The following is a 14,773-nucleotide window of genomic DNA, read 5'->3' as shown; positions in this document are numbered from 1 at the left end:
TCACGGCCAACTCTCGGCGTTGCCCCTCTCGGGCCATTGCGGCGCAATGCCCTGCCGGGCAGTGGGTGGCCGGATTACTTTTTTCCGAGCGCCTCTTTGAGCAGGTCGTTTTGCATGCTGACGTCCGCATACATGCGCTTAAGCCGCCGGTTCTCCTCAGCTATGGCGTTCGCGGTGCGCTCGGACCAATGGCGCTTACCGCTCACTCTCGCTGATGAGGCTGGCGTCCATACCGCCGTACTTCGCACGCCATTTGTACAGCGTCGCACTGCTCATGCCATGTTCACGGCACAACTCGGAAGCAGGTACCCCGCCTTCCATCTGGCGCAGCACACCCCCTCTCGGGCCATTGCTGCGCAATGCCCTGCCGGGCAGTGCATGATCTGGGCTTCTGTGAAGCGTGTCTTCTTCATCGGAATCTCCTCGTTCATCCTGCCGAGAAAATTCTACTTCCGCATCCCCACAACATCGGGGGGGATTACCCCGGTGCCGGGCGAGGTGGCCATCGAGGTGTCTGCTCTAGGCGGTATATCGCGGCGTCAACCGGCCCCACACGCGGATCATGCGGCGCATGGCCTTGCTGGCCGGTGGTTGACCAAAACGACAATGGGCCTGTCCGCGCTTCTGGCCATGCCCGACAGGGCGATTTGCTTCGCAGCTTCGCCTAGGAAGTCCTGCAACTGATGAAGTCGACGGCTTGCTTGGTGCTGGACGGAACGAGCGGGCTGACCGGCGTACAACGTGGCGCAATGGCCAGCGCGACAGGGCGCTGGACACCCGTCTCCGCGGAACCTGCGGCTGTCCAAGCTACCGCAGGGAAGCGATTTTCCGGGCGTCCTCGCGGTGCGCAAGACGTCCGGGCAGGCGTTGGGTGCCGTCATTCAGGAAGCCCAGATCAGCGGCGCCTCGACGCGGCCTGGTGCAGGCGATGGGGCTGGGCGGCCTTTCGAAAGGCACGGTCTCGAAGCGTTGCAAAGACATCAGTGAACGGGTCGGCGCGTTCCATAACCGACCACTCGCGGGCGAATGGCCCTTTGTCCGGCTGGATGAGACTTGTCTTAGTCAACGGCCGGGCGGGTGCCTCGTCTCGGTCGCGGTCAATATCGCCGTGGCCGCCAAGACCGAAAGCCGCAGGGAAATCATCCGCCTGGGGCTGAGGTCGCCCGCGGCCGAGACCGTCTGGACGGAGTTCCTGCGCGCACTGAAGGCCCGCGGCCTCGGCGGGGTAAAGCGGGTGGTCAGAGACCTGTCGCGGTGGTCATTGCGCCACGTCGCACGGGTCTTCGAGGCAAGATGGCAGCGATGCCGCGTTCCTTGGATGCGCAACGCCTTGGCGCATGTTTCGAAGGGCCAGCACAGGGTCCTTGCCGCCGCGATCCGCTAGGCCTTCGAGCAACCGGACCGCATATGCTGTCGAAACAGGGCGCCGGGTGGCCCAAGCGCGCCGATCTCATGGACAACACTGACCATGGCCTGCTGGCCTGACCTATCCCCGCCCCCGCTGGCTCAGGATGCACAGCACGACCCCGATTGACCACCCCCTCTCATGAGGGGCAAGGCAAACCGCGTCCAGCGTCCTTGCCAGGCAACCAAACAAGAAGGCCAAACACCGCGTCGGCAGCGTCGGGTTCGGCGGGTAAACAGCGCCTCATGCTGCTCTCTGATCCGCCCCGCGCCCCAACGAGGCCTCGAGCCTGCGGGTGATCGGGGCAGGCCGGTTCGAGCAAACCGACGACCGGCAGACCTAAAGCCGCGACCGGGATGCTCGAAGCCTCCGCCCAGATCGACAAGGAGGAGATCTGCCCGCCACCACGAAAGCCGCCTGATCATCACCCCAGGTCATCTGGAAGTTTACACCAGCTTGACGGACGTGACGTGGTTCCGAAAAAAAGACGTGTAGAGGCGATACGCATTTCTTCTTCTTGCGTGGCCGATATGCCTGTCGTTGCCGCCCACAGTAGGGGGCAACTCGAATGTTATCTTGCGCTATCCACGCCATAGGTGGCAGCGATGGCCTTTTCCTGGCTGCGGACATGTTCGCGCAGCAACGAGAACAGGGCCGCCCCGTCGCGATTGCGTAGGCAGCGCACCATTTCCACATGTTCGTGCAATACCTTCTGCCATTGCTCCGGCGTCTTTTCCGAGGAATAGCGTGCAACCTGAATGCGCCCTGACAGCGAGACGTAAAGCCGCTGCAGCGTCTCATTGCGGCTGGCGGTTACGATTGCGTCGTGGATCTGGCGGTTACGGGTGAAGTAGCTCGGGAAATTGCCGTTCGACCAATCGCGGATCATCGCGTCATGCACCACCTCGATCGCATCGACCTCGGCCTCGGTGATGGTGTCGCAAGCCTGCTCGCCGGCCGTCGCCTCAAGCACGGCAATGACCTCGAGCATATTCTTCAGCTCGGCCTCGTTGATCAGCCGAACCCGGGGGCCGTAGTTGGGCAGGATCTCGAGCAGGTCCTCGGCGGCAAGCATCTTGATCGCCTCACGAACCGGCGTGCGCGAGATGCCGAAACTCTCCGCGAGCTCGCTTTCGTTGACCTTGTCGCCGGGCTTGAGCGCGCCCGAGCTGATCATGTCGCGCATGCGCATCGCCGCTTCGTCGTGAAGGTAGCGTCGATTGATGGGTTGCCTTGGCCTGCTCATTGGCGCCTCGCTCGGTCCAGTGGCCCGCTTGCGAAGACCCGTCCAAAATGCCGGGGTCCGGGCCTGCGCGCAGCCCCCGTGGTCTCCGCGAGATCATGCCCGGCTCGGCGGTGCAATGGAAATAGGCGACAGGGTCGCATCCCGCCAGAGCAATCCAATCGGCCGCTCAACACCGGCGCCCGGCTTGCCAGAACCTGTTGCGCAAGTTTGGGTTGACCCGTTACATACTTTATACAATATTCTGAATGCAATTTAGGGATGCTTATGAGGAGTGAGTCCCCTGAATGAACTGGGAGAGAAGAGCGGGCGCCGCCAAGGTGGCCCCGCATAAGACACCTGACGTGTGAACGACCGCTGGGGACATGACGCCCGGCGCCGGGGATCGCAGCACTGCTGTTCCCGAACAATCGACCTTTGCCCCGTGCCGGGCCGGACGCCGTCCGGACCGGGGCCTTGCCGCCATCAGCGGCACCTGACCGCATCCTCACAGGGGTGTGGGCACTGGCGTTCTGTGCGGTGATGGACCGCATCTTAGGGAGGAGAAATTCATGAAGCGTCGCAATCTGTTGGTAGGTACCCTCGTGGCCATGCTTGGCCTTGCCACAACGGCCCAAGCCCAGACCGAGATCAAGTTTGGCCATGTCGGTGAACCCGGCTCGCTCATGGACCTGAGCGCAACCGAATTTGCCAAGCGCGCCAACGAAAAGTTGGGCGATCAGGCCAAGGTCGTGGTCTTCGGCTCCAGCCAGCTCGGCAATGACAAGGCGATGTTGCAGAAGCTGAAACTGGGCACCGTGGATCTGGCGCTGCCGTCGAGCATCATGTCCACCATGGTGTCGGAGTTCGGCCTGTTCGAAATGCCCTATCTGGTCCAGAACCGTGAGCACATGGCGAGGATCAGCGAAGAGATCGTCATGCCGAAGCTGGTGCCCATCGCTGAGAAGGCGGGCTATCACATCATCGGTGTCTGGGAAAACGGCTTCCGCCAGATCACCAACAACCGCCAGCCCATCGTAACGCCGCAGGATCTCAAGGGCATCAAACTGCGGGTTCCGGGCAGCGAATGGCGCGTGAAGATGTTTGAAAGCTATGGCGCAAGCCCCAGCCCGATGGCGTTCTCCGAGGTCTTTGTCGGGCTTCAGACCGGCGTCATGGACGGGCAGGAAAACCCCTATGCCCAGATCTACCCGGCGCGCTTTTACGAGGTGCAGACCTATCTGAGCAAAACCAACCACGTTTACACGCCGGGATACGTGACCGCCGGGCGGTCGTTTGGCAAATTCTCGCAAGAGGTGCAGCAAATCCTGACCGAAACCGCGCAGGAAATGCAGCCCGTGGTCTATGAGATCGCAGCCGGGCTCGATACCGACCTGCTCGAAAAGCTCGTAGAGGCGGGAATGGAGGTGAACGAGGTGGACACGCAAGCGTTCATCGATGCCTCGGCCCCGGTTTACGCGGAATTTGCCGACAGCGTCGAAGGCGGTGCCGAGCTGGTCGAACAGGCCCGCGCTCTGACCACGCTCACGAACTAAGCCTGATCGCGGGGCCGGGGGCATCTGTCTCCGGCCTTGCTGCGCTGCACATTCCCCCCGGAGAAACACATGCAATCGCTCAACAGCCTGAAGCAGGGGTTCGAAACCCTGCTCGAGGTGATCACGGCCGCGATCGTGGCGGCCCTGACCATCCTCATCGTTTGCGGGACGGTATTCCGCTACGCCGGAAGCCCGCTGGTCTGGTACGATGAAATCGCCTCCGTCGGTCTTGTCTGGATGACCTATTTCGGCAGCGCACTCGCGGCGCTGAAAGGGGCGCATATCGGCTTTCCCGGTATCGTCAACGCCCTGCCACCCAACCTGCGCGTTCTCGCCACGGTGTTCTCCGAAATCTGCGTTTTCCTGTTCTTCGGCCTCATGGCCTATGCCGGGATGGAGGTGCTCATCATCCTCGAAGGCATGACGCTGGTCACGCTGCCGGGCGTGTCAGTGCAGCTGACCCAGGCGATCATCCCGCTGGGCGCGGTGCTGTTCATGCTGGCCGAGGCGCTGCGTCTGCCCGAGGTCATGCGCGACGCACGCGGCGACGGCTTTGTCGACCACGAGGTCCGCGAGGCGCTGGCCGAACTCGAGGCCGACCCCGAGGACAGCCCCGGGCGCAAGCACCCCCACGACGCCCCCCGCCTGGGAGAAGTATCATGACCATCGGCTACATGCTGTTCGGCCTGTTCGGCCTGTCGCTGCTGAATGTGCCCATCGCCGTCGCGCTGGGTCTGGTCGCCATCGCCGCGGTGGTGACGGTGCAGGGGGCGGACATGCTGCCGAACCTTGCGCTGACCATGTTTGAGGGGGCGTCAAGCTTTCCGCTTCTGGCGATCCCGCTGTTCGTTCTGGCAGGCGCGATCATGAACGCCTCGTCAATCTCCAGACGGCTGATCGGCCTTGCGTCGGCCCTCGTCGGATTCATCCGGGGCGGGCTGTCTTTCGTGTGCATCGGTGCCTCGATGTTCTTTGCGGAAATCTCCGGCTCGGCGGTGGCCGGTGTCGCCGCGCTGGGGTCGATCCTGATCCCGGCGATGCGCAAGAAAGGCTATTCCAAGGAGTTCTCGGCGGCGATCTGTTCCTCGGCCTCGAGCCTCGCGATCATTCTGCCGCCGTCGATCCCGATGATCCTGTATGCGGTGATGGCGCAGCAATCGGTGGTGAAGATGTTCGTTGCGGGCTTTGGCCCCGGCATCGTCGGCGCCATCTGCCTTGCGATCGCCGCCTACGTGCAGGCGCGCCGGTACAATTTCCCGGTGGAAGAACGCTTCAGCCTGCACAATGTGTGGGTGAAGTTCAAGGAAGCCGGCTGGGCGCTGATGCTGCCGGTGATCATCCTTGGCGGCATCTTCGGCGGCATCGTGACCGCGACCGAAGGCGCGGGCCTCGCGGTGGTTGCGGCGCTGTTCATCTCGGGGGTGGTCTATCGCGAGTTCGACGTCAAGCTGCTGTACAAGGCGCTGGTCGACAGCGGGCTTCAGACGGCGGTGGTGATGCTGCTGGTCGCGGCATCCTACCTGATCGGCGGCTTCCTGACCGAAGCGCAGCTTCCGCAGCAACTGGCCGAGGCCATCGGCGGCGTGACCGAGAACAAGTATCTCATTCTTCTGATGCTGAACTTCGCCTTCCTCGCGCTTGGCATGTTCCTGCACTCGGCGGCGGCGATCATTCTGGTGGTGCCGATCGTCATGCCGATGGTTCATGCAGCGGGCATCGACCCGGTGCATTTCGGCCTTGTGGTGACGTTGAACCTCGCCATCGGGCAGCAGACACCGCCCGTCGCCTCGGTGCTGATCGCCGCCTGTTCCATCGCGCGGGCTGACATCTGGGCCACCACCAAGGCGAACCTGCCGTTCATCGGCGCGCTGCTCGGCCTGCTGATCATCTGCACCTACTTCCCCGGCATCTCGCTGGCACTGGTGAACCTGATCTACTGACCCATCAAGCGGGCCGCGCTCCGGCCCGCTTATCCCCACCCATTTCCCCCCGAAGGAGAAAGACATGAGCCAATCCAAGACGGCCCTTCCGCTCGAGGGCATCCGCGTGCTCGATGTGTCACAGGTGATGGCGGGGCCCTTCGCCTGCATGCTGCTGGGCGACCTTGGCGCCGATGTCATCAAGGTCGAACCGCCCACTGGCGATCAGACCCGCAGCGCCATGGGGTTCAAGCTCAAGGGCGACGACAGCCTTGGCTTCCTCAACATGAACCGCAACAAGCGGTCCATCGTGCTGGACCTCAAGTCCGAAGCGGACAAGGCCACCTACCTCGAACTGGTGCAGACCGCCGACATCATCGTCGAAAATTATCGCCCCGGCGCCATGGCCCGCATGGGTCTGGACTACGAGACCATCCGCAAGGTCAATCCCAGCGTGATCTACGCCAGCATCTCGGGCTTTGGTCAGTCGGGGCCGTGGTGGAAACGCCCCGGATTCGATCTGATGGCACAGGCGGCATCGGGGGTGATGTCAATCACCGGCGCGCCCGACGGGCCGCCCGCGAAATCGGGCGTTCCGGTGGCCGACATCGGCTGTTCGCTGTTCGCGGTCTACGCCATCCTCAGCGCCTATATCGGGCGACAGACCAGCGGGCAGGGGCAGTTCATCGACGCCTCGCTCTACGAGGCCGGGCTGTCCTTTGCGGTCTGGGACATCTGCGATTTCTGGGGAACCGGCAACGTGCCGCAGCGCATCGGTACCGCCAATCGCATGGCCGCGCCCTATCAGGCGGTGCGTGCCAGCGACGGACATTTTGTGCTGGGGGCCAATAATGATCGCGCCTTTGGCAAGCTGTGTAAAGTGATCGGGCGCAGCGATTTGCCCGAACATCCCGACTATGCCACCAATTCCCTGCGCCTTGCCCATCGCGACGCGCTGATCGTGGAACTGGAAAAGACCTTTGGCACCCAGACGCGCGACCATTGGGTCGAAACGCTGCTCGAAGCTGGCATCCCGGCGGGGTCTATCCTTGATTACGCCGAGGCGCTGGACAATCCGCACGCACAGGAACGCGGAATGGTCATGCCCATCGAACATCCCGTAGAAGGGCAGGTGAAGAACATCGGCTTCCCGGTCAAGCTGCGCGGCACGCCGCAGCAGGTGCGCCGCCATCCGCCGCTGCTCGACGAGCACCGCGACGAAATTCTGGCGGAGCTGCGCGGCCTTGGGGACAGGCAGGTGTCCAATGGCTGATACGCTGCGATCCCACGGCCGCGTCGCGCTACTGATCGAAGGGGCGGTCGCCACCGTCACCTTCGACCGCCCCGAGGCGCGCAATGCCATCACTTTCGAAATGTACCGCCAGCTTGGTGACATTTGCGATAGGCTCGAAGCCACGCCCGGTCTTCGCGCCATCGTCTTTCGCGGCAAGGGCGGGGCCTTCGTGGCGGGCACTGATATTTCCGAGTTCACCGCTTTCGAGGGCGGGCAGGACGGGCTGGCCTACGAGGACAAGATCGCCGCAACCATCGCACGGGTCGAGGCGCTGCCCGCCCCGACGCTTGCGGTGATCGAGGGGGCGGCCATGGGCGGCGGCCTCGTGATCACCACCGCCTGCGATCTGCGCATCGTCACGCCCGAGGCGCGCTTTGGCGTACCGATCGCGCGCACCGTGGGCAATTGCCTGTCGCAGGCCAATGTTGCGCGGCTGGTGCGCGCCTTCGGGGTAGGCCCGACCAAGACCATGCTGCTGCTCTCGCAAGCACTGGGCGGCGAGACGGCGTACCGGCTTGGCTTTGCCAGCGCCTGCGTTTCGCCCGAGGCGTTGGAGGAAGAGGTGTCGCGCACGGTGGATCGTCTGTGCAAAGCCGCGCCGCTGACCATCGCCGCCTGCCGCGAGATGGTCGCAAAGCTGGAACCGGAAACGCCGGATGATGCACAAACCGTCGCCCGGATCTACGGAAGCAAGGATTTCCGCGAAGGCGTCGATGCCTTCCTGTCCAAGCGCAAGCCGGAATGGTCCGGCACCTGACGCTATTGGCGCAGCGATAGTGACGAGCCGCTGGCCTGACCGCCAGCGGCTCGTGTCGTTTCAGCCGTAGCTTGCCACGTCGGCGCTTGCCAGAGTGGCGATGTTGATCAGCCCGCGCTGGGTGACCTCGGGGGTGACGATATGGGCGCGGTTGCCCATCCCCATCAGGATCGGCCCGACCTCCAGCCCTTCGGCCACGCCCTTGAGCAGATCGCGCGCGGCACCTGCCGCATCGGTGTTGCCATAGATCAGCACATTGGCGCGCCCGCTTAGCCGGTTGCCCGGCAAGAGCCGTTCGCGCAGGTCGGGGTTCAGCGCCAGCTCGGTGTGCATTTCGCCCTCATATTCGAAATCCACGTTTTTGCGATCAAGGATCGCCAATGCCTCGCGCATGGTCACGCCTGTGCGGCAGTCGGTGTTGCCGAACTGGGATCGCGAACACAGGGCGATGCGCGGCTCGATCCCGAAGCGGCGCACATGCCGGGCCGCCGCCTCGACCGTCCGCGCCAGTGTTGCGCCATCGGGTTCAAGCGTCACATGGGTGTCGGCCACGAACAGTGGCCCCTCGTCGAGGATCATCAGCGACAGTGCCCCGGCGGGGGACAGATCACCGGTTTCCAGCACCTGCCGGATGTAGTTCAGATGCCACGAATACTGCCCGAAGGTGCCGCAGATCATACTGTCGGCATCGTTGCGGCGCACCATCAGCGCGGCAATCGCCGTGGTATTGGTGCGCAGGATGGCGCGGGCCAGATCAGGGGTCACGCCCTGCCGCTTCATCAGCTCGTGGTAGTCGCGCCAGTAATCAGTATAGCGCTCGTCGCTTTCGGGGTTCACGATCTCGAAGTCGCGGCCCGCCACCATCGGCAGTTCCATCTGCTCGAGCCTTTGCGCGATGACCTCGGGGCGCCCGATAAGGATCGGCGTGTGGATGCCGTCCTCGGCCAGCCCTTGTACCGCGCGCAGCACGCGGCGATCCTCGCCCTCGGCAAAGACGATGCGTCTGCATGAGCGCCGCGCCGCCTCGGTCACGCCGCGCATGGTGAGTGAGGAGCGGAACACCTGCGCTTCGAGCGCCTGTCTGTAGCTGTCGAGGTCAAGTGTCCGGCGCGCCACGCCGCTTTCCATGGCGGCGCGGGCGACGGCCACGGCGATGGTCGGCAGAAGGCGCGGATCGAACGGCTTGGGGATCAGGTAATCCGGGCCGAAGGTCAGTTTCTCGTTCTCGTAAACCTCGCCGACCTCGGCGGTGGTGGTCTGGCGGGCCAGATCGGCGATGGCATCGACGCAGGCCAGCTTCATCGCGTCGTTGATCTCGCGCGCCTCGACATCCAGCGCCCCGCGAAAGATGAACGGAAAGCACAGCACGTTATTGACCTGATTGGGAATATCCGACCGGCCTGTGGCGATCATCGCGCCCGGGGCGGCGGCGCGGGCGAGGTCTGGCATGATCTCGGGGGTCGGGTTGGCAAGTGCAAGGATCACCGGGGCAGGGGCCATGCCCGCCACCATCTCGGGGGTCAGCACGCCGGGGCCGGAGACGCCCAGCACCATATCCGCGCCTTTCAGCGCGTTGCCCAGGCTGATGCCTTGTTCGGCATGGGCGAACTGGCGCTGTTCGGGGGCCAGATCGTTGCGCCCCGCGTGCAGCACGCCGTCCTTGTCGAAGACGGTGACGTTGCGCTCGGGGATGCCGAGCTTGGCGAGCATGGCAAGGCAAGCCGTGCCAGCGGCGCCCGCGCCGATGCCCACCACCCGCACCGTGGCGGGATCCTTGCCCGCAAGGTGCAGCGCGTTGCGGGCGGCGGCGGCGACCACGATGGCGGTGCCGTGCTGATCGTCGTGGAACACCGGGATGCCCATGCGCTCGCGGCAGATCCGCTCGACAATGAAACAATCGGGGGCCTTGATGTCTTCGAGGTTGATGGCGCCGAAAGTGGGTTCAAGCTTGCACACCCAGTCGGCAAGCGCCTCGGGGTCGGTCTCGTTCACCTCGAGGTCGAAGCAGTCGATGTTGGCGAATTTCTTGAAGAGCACGGCCTTGCCCTCCATCACCGGCTTTGACGCCAGCGCGCCGATATTGCCCAGCCCCAGCACGGCGGAGCCGTTCGACACCACCGCCACGAGGTTGCGCCTTGCGGTGTAGCGGGTGACAAGGGCGGGATCGCGGGCGATCTCCATGCAGGCATCGGCAACGCCGGGGGAATAGGCCCGCGACAGATCCCGCGCCGTGGCCATGGGCTTGGTTGCGCGGATCTCAAGCTTACCGGGGGTCGGGTAGGCGTGGTAGTCAAGCGCGGCCTGCTGTTCGGGGGGCGGCGGTGTCTTGTCGAGGGCCATCGAGGTCTCCTTCAGGGTGCCATGTCAGATCGGATGGGCGAGGCGCTGCGTCATGTCGAGCATCCGCGCCGAGAACCCGGCTTCGTTGTCGTACCAGCCGAAGATCCGCAGCTGGCCGTCGCCGACCACCTGCGTTTCGGTCCGGGCGAGGATCAGGCTTTCGGTCCGCCCACGGAAATCGACGGAGACACAAGGGTCATGGCTGGCGCCGATGATCGTGCCGTCGGTTATGCTGTCGAGCAGCGCCTCCACCTTTCCCGGCGGGGCGGCGCATTGGATCACCGCGTCAATCGCCGAGACCGAAATCGTCGGGATGCGCGCGGCGGCGATGCTGAGCCGGCCCTGAAGCGCGGGAAGCACCTTCAACACCTGCGCGGCGGCGCTGGTCGAAGTGGGCACGATGGATTCATGCGAGGCGCGGCTGCGTTCCAAAGTCTCGCCGGGGCGGTCGGTGGTGGGCTGGCTGGCTGTGGCGCAGTGGATCGTGGTGACATGGGCGCGTTCGATGCCGCAGCGCGCGTGCACGGCGCGCAGCAGGGGGGCGATGGCATTGGTGGTGCAGGATGCGTTGGACAGGATACGCGCATCCTGCGGCACCGCGCCCGAAGCGCCGATCACATAGGTCAGGTCCGCCGCCTGCGAGGGCCCCGAAATCAGCACCCGTGCGGCCCCGGCGTCAAGCCCGGCCATGGCCACCTCGCGGCTGCCCGCGCGCCCGGTGCATTCCAGCACCACATCGACGCCGGACAGGTCGAGCTGCCGCAGGTCTTGCACCGCATGAAAAGGCACCTGCCGCCCCGCGACAATCAGCGCGCCCGGCGCCACTTCCACAGGGGTGGGGAAGGGGCCGAAAACGCTGTCATAGCGCAGCAGGTAGGCACAGGTGTCCAGCGGCGCCACGTCATTGATGCCAGTGATCTCGATGGCAGGGCTGCCTGCGATGATCTGCCGAAAGACGGTGCGGCCGATGCGGCCGAAGCCATTGATGAAAATGCGGACGGGTCGGGTCATCGGGGGGCCTCATGCGGTGGGGTCAGACATCCACCTTGATGGCGATGCCTTTTTCGATCGCAAGGTCGACCACCGCGGCGGCGACGGCAAGGTCCTGCAGACCGACGCCGGTGCCATCGAAAAGCGTGATCTCGTCTGCAGACTTGCGCCCGGGATGGGTGCCGTTGATCACCGCACCGATCTGGTGGATGTCCGCCTCGGTCATCAGGTTTTGCGCAATGGCATGCTGAGCCTCGCCGATGCTGACCGATTGCGCGATTTCGTCGGTGAACACCGTGGCCGCCGCCAGAAGCGCGGCGTCGACTTCCTGTTTGCCCTTGGTGTCGGTGCCCATGCAGGCAAGATGCGTGCCGGGGCTGACATGGGCGGCCATCAGGCTGGGCGCGAAGGCCGAAGTGATGGACACGATGACATCCGCCTCGCGCATCCCGTCCAGCGGCACCGCTTCGAAGGGCAGGCCAGCCTCATTCGCCACCTTTTCGATGTTGGGCAGCATCTCGGGGTGGTAGTTCCAGCCGATGACTTTTTCGAAGCTGCGCTGCTCCAGCGCGGCGCGCAGCTGGAAGGTCGCCTGATGGCCCGCGCCGACCATGCCCATCACCTTGGCATCCTTGCGAGCCAGATGGGCGATCGACACCGAGGAGGCGGCAGCGGTGCGCAGCGCGGTGAGCAGGTTGCCCCCGACCATGGCGGCAACCTTGCCGGTGTCCGGATCGAACAGGAACACCGTGGACTGGTGATTGATCTCGCCGTGTTTTTGCAGATTGTTCGGCCAGTAGCCACCCGCCTTCAGGCCAAGGCTCAGGCCCGCGCGATCAAAGCCGCCCTTGAAGCCATACAGTGCCTCCTCGTGCCCGATGGCTTCGCGGATCACCGGGAAATTATAGGCCTCGCCCGAGGCCATGGCGGCAAAGACCTTTTCCACGGCGTCGAAGGCCGAGGCGCGCGTCATCAGCGCGCCGATCTCGCGTTCGGGAACGATGTACATCGTCTCTCTCCTGTTGTGCTGTCATGCGCCCCTGTGCGACAGGCAAAGGGTCACCCGCACAGGCGCGTCTCGCAGGCCCTGTTCCGGGCCTGCCCCTTTTTCGTCGTTCTCAGTAGGCCTTGCCGCGCGCCGACACCGGCCAGACGCATTCGACCTTGCCGCTGCGCACGCCCACGTACCAGTCGTGCACATTGGCGGTGGGATCGCAGTGGCCGGGCACCAGTCGCAGCTTGTCCCCCACCTTCAGCACGCCCTGCGGGTCCGAGACGACGCCATGTTCATCGGAACACTTGATGTATTCGACATCGTCGCGCCCGAAGATCACCGGCAGGCCGCTGTCCACCGACTGCGCCTTGAGGCCCGCATCGACGATGGCCTTGTCCGCCTTGGCATGGCTCATGACCTGCGTCAGGATGAAGAAGGCGTTGAGCCATTCGCCCTGATCGATGCGCTTGCCATCCTTATCCAGGATGCGGCCATAATCCGCGTCCATAAAGGCATAGGAGCCGCACTGAAGCTCGTTGTAGACGCCGGAATTGCTTTCGAAATAATACGACCCGGTGCCGCCGCCCGAGACCAGCGCGCACTCGATCCCCTCGGCCTTGAGGCCCGCCACGGCGTCCTCGACCATGGCGATGGCGGCGTCGAGCTTGTCCTTGCGCGCATCGTAGCTGTCGATGTGCTGCATCGCGCCCTGATAGGCCTGAATGCCCGCGAAGGTCAGGTTCGGCGCACGTTCCACCGCCTTGGCAATTTCGACCACGGCGGGGGTGGTGGTCACGCCGCAGCGCCCCGCGCCGCAGTCGATTTCCACGAAGACGTCCAGGCCCGTGCCGTGTTTCACCGCCGCCGCCGACAGCTCGGCCACGTTCTCCACGTCATCGACGCAGACGATGATCCGCGCGCCAAGCTGCGGCAGCCGTGCCAGCCGGTCGATCTTGGCCGGGTCACGCACCTGGTTGGACACCAGCACATCCTTGATGCCACCGCGGGCAAAGACCTCGGCCTCGGACACTTTCTGGCAGCACACGCCCACCGCACCGCCAAGACGTTCCTGAAGCTTGGCCACATCCACCGATTTGTGCATCTTGCCGTGCACCCGGTGGCGCATACCATGCGCGCGGGCGTAATCGCCCATCACCTTGATGTTGCGTTCCAGCGCGTCAAGGTCGAGCACGAGGCAGGGCGTCTGGATGTCTGCCTCGTCCATGCCGGGCTTGGCCGGGATGTCGAAGCCCACGTCGAACTGTTCGAGATCGGAAAGGTCTTTCATCTGTGTTCCTCCCTTATGGGGGTGAGTGGCTCAGGCGGGTATTGGGGCGGCTGGCTCAGGCGAGCCAGGGCAGCCGGTCTAGGTCGACATTGCCGCCGGTGATGACGAGACCGACGCGCTTTTTGCGAAATGCCTCCGGGTTCTTGAGAACGATGGCGAGGGGCACAGCGCTCGACGGCTCCATGACAATGCGCAGGTGCTTCCACACCAGCTTCATCGCGTCGATGATTTCCGGGTCCGAGGCGGTGTAAATCTCGGAGACATGGTTCGACACGAAATGCCAGGTGAGGTCCTTGAGCGGCACCAGCAACCCGTCGGCGATGGTCTTGGGGGCGTCATCGGCGATGATGTGCCCGGCCTTGAAGCTGCGGTAGGCATCATCCGCCTGTTCCGGCTCGGCGGCGATCACTTGGGTTTCGGGGGCCAGCGTCGCCAGCGTCAGACAGGTGCCGGAGATCATGCCGCCGCCGCCGATGGGCGCAACCACCATATCAAGCCCGTCGGTCTGTTCGATGAACTCCTTGGAACAGGTGCCTTGCCCGGCGATGACACGCGGATCATTGTAGGGATGAACGAAATCGCTGCCGGTCTCGGCTTGGATGAGGGCGAAGGTTTCCTCGCGCGACGAGGTCGACGGCTCGCATTCGGTGATGCGCCCGCCGTAACGGCGCACCGTGTCCTTCTTGGCCTGCGGCGCGGTGCGCGGCATGACCACGTTGCACGGGATGCCGCGCAGCATGGCGGCGTAGCTGAGGCAGGAGGCGTGGTTGCCCGAGCTGTGCGTTGCAACGCCCCGCGCCGCCTGCGCCTCGCCAAGGCCGAAGACCGCGTTGGTGGCACCGCGCACCTTGAAGGCGCCGGGTTCCTGAAAGTTCTCGCATTTGAAAAACAGCTGCGCGCCGGTCAGCTCGTCGAGGTAATCCGAGGTCCGTACCGGGGTGCGGCGGATGTGGGGACGGATGCGCTCATGCGCTGCGAGCATGTCGTCATAGCTGGGAATGATCATCG

12 protein-coding genes and 1 pseudogene are annotated in these 14,773 nt (G+C 64.4%); 6 read left to right on the top strand and 7 right to left on the bottom strand.

Translation table 11 applies throughout. The annotated features are described in order from the left end of the window. Nucleotides 1-77: 77 nt before the first annotated feature. A pseudogene (locus Q4543_RS17955) lies at nt 78-413 on the bottom strand (transposase); the annotation flags it as partial. 284 nt (nt 414-697) lie between these two features. Here Q4543_RS17955 and Q4543_RS17950 point away from each other — a divergent pair. Continuing rightward, complete coding sequence (locus tag Q4543_RS17950) at nt 698-1,384, top strand: transposase (protein WP_303440547.1); 687 nt, start codon at nt 698-700, stop codon at nt 1,382-1,384. 592 nt (nt 1,385-1,976) lie between these two features. Here the strand turns inward: Q4543_RS17950 and Q4543_RS17945 are convergent. After that, nucleotides 1,977-2,597: a GntR family transcriptional regulator gene (locus Q4543_RS17945; protein ID WP_303440549.1), complete on the bottom strand. Its 621-nt coding sequence runs from the start codon at nt 2,595-2,597 to the stop codon at nt 1,977-1,979. A 602-nt stretch (nt 2,598-3,199) separates the two neighbouring features. Here Q4543_RS17945 and Q4543_RS17940 point away from each other — a divergent pair. The 5 genes from Q4543_RS17940 (at nt 3,200) to Q4543_RS17920 (ending at nt 8,153) form a co-directional block, all read left to right on the top strand. After that, the gene (locus Q4543_RS17940; protein ID WP_303440546.1) at nt 3,200-4,183 is read left to right on the top strand and encodes a TRAP transporter substrate-binding protein; all 984 of its coding nucleotides are present in this window, start codon (nt 3,200-3,202) and stop codon (nt 4,181-4,183) included. A 69-nt stretch (nt 4,184-4,252) separates the two neighbouring features. After that, on the top strand, nt 4,253-4,846 hold the full coding sequence (locus Q4543_RS17935) for a TRAP transporter small permease (RefSeq protein ID WP_303440545.1): 594 nt from the start codon (nt 4,253-4,255) through the stop codon (nt 4,844-4,846). Beyond that, a complete protein-coding gene (locus Q4543_RS17930; RefSeq protein WP_216003235.1) occupies nt 4,843-6,123 on the top strand; it encodes a TRAP transporter large permease in 1,281 nt (426 codons plus the stop codon). The genes Q4543_RS17935 and Q4543_RS17930 overlap by 4 nt, the downstream gene beginning before the upstream one ends. A 64-nt stretch (nt 6,124-6,187) precedes the next feature. After that, nucleotides 6,188-7,375, top strand: a complete 1,188-nt coding sequence (locus tag Q4543_RS17925) for a CaiB/BaiF CoA-transferase family protein (RefSeq protein ID WP_303440542.1) — start codon at nt 6,188-6,190, stop codon at nt 7,373-7,375. Then, entirely contained in the window at nt 7,368-8,153 is a 786-nt protein-coding gene (locus Q4543_RS17920) for an enoyl-CoA hydratase (RefSeq protein ID WP_303440540.1), read from the top strand. The genes Q4543_RS17925 and Q4543_RS17920 overlap by 8 nt, the downstream gene beginning before the upstream one ends. A 60-nt stretch (nt 8,154-8,213) precedes the next feature. On the opposite strand, the gene Q4543_RS17915 is transcribed toward Q4543_RS17920, so the two are convergent. The 5 genes from Q4543_RS17915 to bhcB all read right to left on the bottom strand — a co-directional run bounded on the left by Q4543_RS17915 (nt 8,214) and on the right by bhcB (nt 14,771). Then, nucleotides 8,214-10,493, bottom strand: coding sequence for an NADP-dependent malic enzyme (locus Q4543_RS17915; RefSeq protein ID WP_303440538.1), 2,280 nt, complete (start codon nt 10,491-10,493; stop codon nt 8,214-8,216). A gap of 24 nt (nt 10,494-10,517) precedes the next feature. Next, on the bottom strand, nt 10,518-11,504 hold the full coding sequence (locus Q4543_RS17910) for a type I glyceraldehyde-3-phosphate dehydrogenase (RefSeq protein WP_303440537.1): 987 nt from the start codon (nt 11,502-11,504) through the stop codon (nt 10,518-10,520). A 22-nt stretch (nt 11,505-11,526) separates the two neighbouring features. Further along, a complete protein-coding gene (gene bhcD / locus Q4543_RS17905) occupies nt 11,527-12,492 on the bottom strand; it encodes an iminosuccinate reductase BhcD (RefSeq protein ID WP_303440535.1) in 966 nt (321 codons plus the stop codon). 109 nt (nt 12,493-12,601) lie between these two features. After that, nucleotides 12,602-13,765 (bottom strand): 3-hydroxy-D-aspartate aldolase BhcC, encoded by a 1,164-nt coding sequence (bhcC, locus tag Q4543_RS17900; RefSeq protein WP_303440533.1) that lies wholly within the window; start codon nt 13,763-13,765, stop codon nt 12,602-12,604. Between the two features lie 55 nt (nt 13,766-13,820). After that, nucleotides 13,821-14,771 carry a beta-hydroxyaspartate dehydratase BhcB gene (gene bhcB / locus Q4543_RS17895; protein ID WP_303440548.1) on the bottom strand — a complete coding sequence of 317 codons (951 nt, stop codon included), beginning with the start codon at nt 14,769-14,771 and terminating at the stop codon, nt 13,821-13,823. Between the last annotated feature and the right edge of the window lie 2 nt (nt 14,772-14,773).

The sequence above is a fragment of the Salipiger sp. 1_MG-2023 genome (assembly GCF_030547555.1).
Taxonomy (GTDB): Bacteria; Pseudomonadota; Alphaproteobacteria; order Rhodobacterales; family Rhodobacteraceae; genus Salipiger.
Note: the sequence above shows the minus strand (reverse complement) of the source record. Positions and strands in the feature narration are given on the sequence as shown.

Coding starts and splice junctions, on each gene's coding strand:
- Q4543_RS17945 (WP_303440549.1), bottom strand. CDS start 2,597: ATGCGCATGCGCGACATGATCAGCTCGGGCGCGCTCAAGCCCGGCGAC.
- Q4543_RS17910 (WP_303440537.1), bottom strand. CDS start 11,504: ATGACCCGACCCGTCCGCATTTTCATCAATGGCTTCGGCCGCATCGGC.
- bhcD (WP_303440535.1), bottom strand. CDS start 12,492: ATGTACATCGTTCCCGAACGCGAGATCGGCGCGCTGATGACGCGCGCC.
- Q4543_RS17925 (WP_303440542.1), top strand. CDS start 6,188: ATGAGCCAATCCAAGACGGCCCTTCCGCTCGAGGGCATCCGCGTGCTC.
- Q4543_RS17935 (WP_303440545.1), top strand. CDS start 4,253: ATGCAATCGCTCAACAGCCTGAAGCAGGGGTTCGAAACCCTGCTCGAG.
- Q4543_RS17920 (WP_303440540.1), top strand. CDS start 7,368: ATGGCTGATACGCTGCGATCCCACGGCCGCGTCGCGCTACTGATCGAA.
- bhcB (WP_303440548.1), bottom strand. CDS start 14,771: ATGATCATTCCCAGCTATGACGACATGCTCGCAGCGCATGAGCGCATC.
- Q4543_RS17915 (WP_303440538.1), bottom strand. CDS start 10,493: ATGGCCCTCGACAAGACACCGCCGCCCCCCGAACAGCAGGCCGCGCTT.
- Q4543_RS17930 (WP_216003235.1), top strand. CDS start 4,843: ATGACCATCGGCTACATGCTGTTCGGCCTGTTCGGCCTGTCGCTGCTG.
- Q4543_RS17940 (WP_303440546.1), top strand. CDS start 3,200: ATGAAGCGTCGCAATCTGTTGGTAGGTACCCTCGTGGCCATGCTTGGC.
- bhcC (WP_303440533.1), bottom strand. CDS start 13,765: ATGAAAGACCTTTCCGATCTCGAACAGTTCGACGTGGGCTTCGACATC.